This is a genomic window from Pseudoroseomonas cervicalis ATCC 49957, assembly GCF_000164635.1.
Taxonomy (GTDB): domain Bacteria; phylum Pseudomonadota; class Alphaproteobacteria; order Acetobacterales; family Acetobacteraceae; genus Pseudoroseomonas; species Pseudoroseomonas cervicalis.
Genome location: NZ_GG771178.1, coordinates 1 through 694, shown reverse-complemented (window position 1 = coordinate 694; position 694 = coordinate 1). Strand labels below are relative to the sequence as shown.

1 protein-coding gene is annotated in these 694 nt (G+C 70.3%); it reads right to left on the bottom strand.

Annotated elements, in window-relative coordinates; genetic code table 11:
* Positions 1–4 precede the first annotated feature (4 nt).
* On the bottom strand, positions 5–694 hold a 690-nt coding region (locus tag HMPREF0731_RS22440; protein ID WP_007006568.1), incomplete at its 5' end, for an SGNH/GDSL hydrolase family protein.

The following is a 694-nucleotide window of genomic DNA, read 5'->3' as shown; positions in this document are numbered from 1 at the left end:
TTTATTACTGTTCTTGCGTCACCCGCCTTGCCATGCCGCCCGCCAGCACCTCGGCCATGCACTGGTAGCCGAGGTCGTTCATGTGGAACCCGTCCTCCGACAGCATCAGCACCGGCTGCGGCAGGGCCTGCCAGAAGCGCATGATGGCGTAGCGCCGCATCATCGGGATGCGCCGCTCCGCCGCCACCCGCTCGATGCTCTGCACGAAGGTCAGGTAGAGATCCTCCTTCGGCGTGTTCGGGAAGTATTGCGGGTTGATCAGCACCAGGTCGCGCCCGCGCTCCAGCACGAAATCGGCGCCCTCGCGCAGGATGCCGGCGAAGGCGGCGGGGGTGATGCCGCGCAGCGCGTCATTGGTGCCGAGCTGCCACAGCACCACATCCGGGTCCCAGCTCTCCACCGCGCGCTTCATCCGCACCAGGGTGGTGGAGGCGACCTCGCCGCCGATGCCGTCATTGCGCACGGTGATGTCGGCGCCCGGCAGCAGCCGCTCCAGCGCCGCCTCCAGCCGCGGCGGATAGGCGTGCGAGGGCACGCTGGCGCCCACCCCGGCGGTGGAGGAGGAGCCGATCGCCAGGATCCGCACCGGCAGCCGGTCCTGCAGCAGCGCGCGCATGCGCGGCAGGCCGAAGCGCAGGTCGCGCAGCTCGTCCGGCACGGTGCAGGCGGCCGGCACATTGTCGGTGCTGACCGG